At 62.7% G+C, this 3,835-nt stretch carries 1 protein-coding gene and 1 pseudogene; one reads left to right on the top strand and one right to left on the bottom strand.

All coding sequences use genetic code 11. The features are described from left to right. Positions 1–439: 439 nt before the first annotated feature. A pseudogene (locus tag ABD714_RS22020) lies at positions 440–1,494 on the bottom strand (IS256 family transposase); the annotation flags it as partial. A 587-nt stretch (positions 1,495–2,081) separates the two neighbouring features. Here ABD714_RS22020 and ABD714_RS22015 point away from each other — a divergent pair. Continuing rightward, entirely contained in the window at positions 2,082–3,569 is a 1,488-nt protein-coding gene (locus ABD714_RS22015) for a sugar transferase (RefSeq protein WP_344814612.1), read from the top strand. The last annotated feature ends 266 nt before the right edge of the window (positions 3,570–3,835 follow it).

The raw sequence follows: 3,835 nt of genomic DNA, 5'->3' as shown, positions 1-3,835 counted from the left end.
CCAGTACGCACAGGTAGCCTGACCAAGCCATCGAACCTGTCCGTCAAAACGGGGCAATCCCAACCCACTCGACGAACTCGCCGAGTTGCTGGGTGCTGGCGGTGATCGTCCGTTCAGCGATCACTCGGCCTTGCGGGTCAACAGCAGCAGCCACATGCACCTGGCTGTGCGCGTCGACTCCGATCGTGGTGACAACGTCCATGACTGTCATTCCTCGTGCACCAATGAAGTCAGTGATCGCGGACAGTCCTGCCGTTCGGGCAACACGCCGCTCTGAGGTCACGCGACCACCCGTTGAGAAGAGCCGAGGGGACTGGCCCCAACAAGGTTGGGGCCACAAGGTCTGACAGAAAGATTCCGGGTCACCCCCGGCTCTTCGTCCAGCGTCGCAGTCAGCCCTGACAGGCTTCCTGCCCAGCTCAGAGAACCACGCAGGAAGATCCCGACGACGCCGGATCCCCCGATTCAGTCGTTCGTTGGGGTTGTTCGACCAGATCTGACGCCACAGGTCTCTCAGATAGGCGGTGAACGCCAGAACCTCGGCCCGGGCCTCTTCCAGGTGCGCGGCGACCTGGGGAAGCTTGTCGGCCAGGTCGTCGGCGATCCGGTCGAACTGGGCCTGCACCGCCTCAGCGTCGGGCTGGTCGTAGACCGAGTGCAGCAACGCCTTGACCCAGCCCCAGCTGCTCTTCGGGGTGACCTGCATCAGGTTCGCCGCGTAGTGGGTGCGGCAGCGTTGCCACCCGGCGCCGGGCAGCGTCGCCCCGACTGTAGCGACCAGACCGGCATGGGCGTCCGAGGTCACCAGGCTGACCCCGGACAGGCCCCGGGCGGTCAGACCGCGGAAGAACGTCAGCCAGCCGGCATTGGACTCTCGGCTGAGCACACGTCCAGGCCGAGGATCTCCCGGTGCCCATCAGCGTTCACACCCGTGGCGAGCAAGCAGGCGACGTCGATGACCCGGCCGGCCTCACGGACCTTCATCGTGAACGCGTCCGCGGCGACGAAGGTGTAGGGGCCGGCGTCCAACGGCCGGGTCCTGAACGCCTCCTGCGCGTCAAGGTCCTTGGCCAATGATCAAGACCTGCGACTTCGACAACCGGGTGACCCCCAAGGTCTCGACCAGCTTCTCCATCCGCCGGGTCGAGACGCCGAGCAGGCAGGAGGTGGCCACGACCTAGACCAGGGCCCGTTCGGCCCGTTTTGCGGCGCTCGAGTAGCCAGTCGGGGAAAGTAAGAGCCCTCCCGCAGCTTCGGGATCGCCAGCTCGATCGTGCCAGCTCGGGTGTCCCACTCGCGGTGCCGATAGCCGTTCCGCTGGTTCACTCGGTCGGGGCTGCGGGTGCCGAACTCAGCACCGCATGCGGTGTCGGCGTCGGCACTCGTCAACGCCTGCACGAACGCGGTCAGCATCGACCGCAGCAGATCGGGATCAGCCCGCTGCAGCTGCTCGAGCACGACCGACAAGTCGTTAGGGTTGGGATCAGCGGTCATCGTGGTTTCTTCCTCACAGTCGACTTTGAGCGGTCTTCTGAAGGATCACCACGGTGGCCGTCTTCACCACCACGACACGCGGTCAGCGGGTCAGGTCGTACACCACGTTCCTGGACTCATCTGATGACACGGCGCGCGCACCAACTCGCGACGACGCAACCGCCGACCGCGGAAAAACGTCACGATTCGATCACGATACAAAACGTACTGAGACGCTCACGCTACGCTCCGCAGTACCTAGCTGCTTCGGGTACGTATCAGGTGAGGGCCCGTTCGCTCTTTGCATCAGAACGGGTTCGCATCGAGTTCCCATTCAGATAGTCATGCGGCCTGTCGGGGGCGACAGGCTCGATCTCGGGGGAGACGTGGGGATGGCACAGCGCGGACTAGTCGCGTCCTCAATCAGAGGACAGCACGGAAAAAACCAACTCAGGGTGAAGGCTCCATGGAGCGATCACGCAGGGTTCTCCGAGGCACCCTCAGACGAATCGGACACCGCAAAGGGACAATCCGCGCAGACTCATTGTCCGATAACGCCCAAGCCCGGAAGTCCGATCACTTCCAACCCCGTCAGTCCGATCACGGCTGTGAGCGATGACACCTTTGTCGGAGCTGTCCACGCAGAGCCTGCGTGGGAGCCGATCTCGATAGGCCTTCCACAACGCCACCGCCGCCGGAACTTCATCGCTTGGAGCCGACGGTATGTGCTGACATTGGCGGTGGCAGATGCCATCATCGGTGCGGCAGGAATACTGGTTCCCAGTCGCTTCAGCAATACCCTCAATGGCGAGCTCGCCTTGGTCGCGGCACTCTCAGTGCTTGGCGCGATCGCGTGGACGACGTCTATCAGCTTAGCCAGGGGTTACGTTCGCAACCGTGTGGGCCTCGGGACTGAAGAACTTCGCGCAGTGTTGCGTGCCGGAGTTGGCTTGGTTGTCGCGGGCGCATTCCCAGCTGGCCTCCTTGGGCATGAGACGCTTCTCAAGCTGGTGGTTGTCGGCGTGCCATTCGCCGTGGTGGTGAGCACCTTGATTCGTTACCTCGCGCGAAAAGGGCTCCATCGCCGGCAGCGGGCCGGTACCGACGTCCGACAAGTCGTTGTCGTCGGCACCTCCAAGGCGGTGCGCGAACTCACCGCTCGCCTCAACCGAGAGAAGCATTGCGGGATGAAGGTGGTCGGGGTTTGTCTGCCAAGTCACGAGATCGGCGACGTATGTGGCGTCGGTGTTCCCGTCCTCGGAGATCTGACCTCGGTCGCCACGATAGTCCGGCAGATCGGTTGTGACGCGATTGCCGTCACGAGTGACGACGCCACCCGGGACAACTATCTGCGGAAACTGGCTTGGTCGCTCGAGGGTGCTGGCGTCGAAATGTTCGTCGACCCGGGCCTGGTCGAAGTCGCTGGGCCACGCATGCACATTCGACCCTTGATGGGAGCTCCGCTCCTACACATCGAGGAGCCTCACTTCAGTGGATGGCGAAAGGTGATCAAGCGCAGCAGCGATTTGATGATCACCTCGCTTGGGTTGATCGCGATCTCGCCGATACTGGTCGCCATCGCCATCCTGATCAAGCTCCAAGACGGCGGCCCCGTCCTCTTCAGGCAGAAGAGAGTCGGCCAGAACGGCGATGAGTTCTGGATGTACAAGTTCCGGTCCATGGTGACAGACGCCGAAACTCGCAAGGCTGCCCTGATGGCCAAGAATGAGGGAAAGGGCGGTCTCTTCAAGCTCACCGACGATCCACGAATCACCCCCCTCGGCAGATTCCTGAGGGATTACTCGTTCGACGAGCTGCCGCAACTGTTTAATGTCTTGAATGGCTCGATGTCGCTCGTCGGACCGCGCCCGCATCTTGCCCATGAGATCGCCCAAATGCCAAGCGAGGCGACGCGACGCACGCTGGTCACACCAGGACTCACCGGACTCTGGCAGGTTAGCGGTCGCTCCGACCTCGAAGGCGACGAAGGTGTGCGGCTCGATCTCCGCTACGTCGAAAACTGGACATTCACCCTCGACATCCTCATCCTCTGGAAGACCGCATCAGCGGTGCTCGCCAAGCGGGGCGCAAGGTGACTGAAGGACTGGCCTGCGTAGCTCGCAGGCGATCTTGACATGATCCGCAAGTGTCGACGCTCGTTCAGGAGTGGACCAGGTTCGCTCGTTGAGATGTGGACCACGGTCGTTGTGGTTCAGTGTGCCTGCTCGGCTCGGACGCTGGGAAGGGTGGCGTCGTCGGTGAGGTGTTTGAGCCGGTAGCTGGCGCCTTTGAGGGTGGGTCTGCTGCACGAGTAGGTGACATCTGATCTGTGGTGCCGGGAGGTGCCGCTGGAAGGATGTTG

The sequence above is a fragment of the Microlunatus aurantiacus genome, from assembly GCF_039536605.1.
Classification (GTDB): domain Bacteria; phylum Actinomycetota; class Actinomycetes; order Propionibacteriales; family Propionibacteriaceae; genus Microlunatus; species Microlunatus aurantiacus.
The sequence above is the reverse complement of the archived record's forward strand: the minus strand, read 5'-3'. Positions and strand labels throughout refer to the sequence as shown.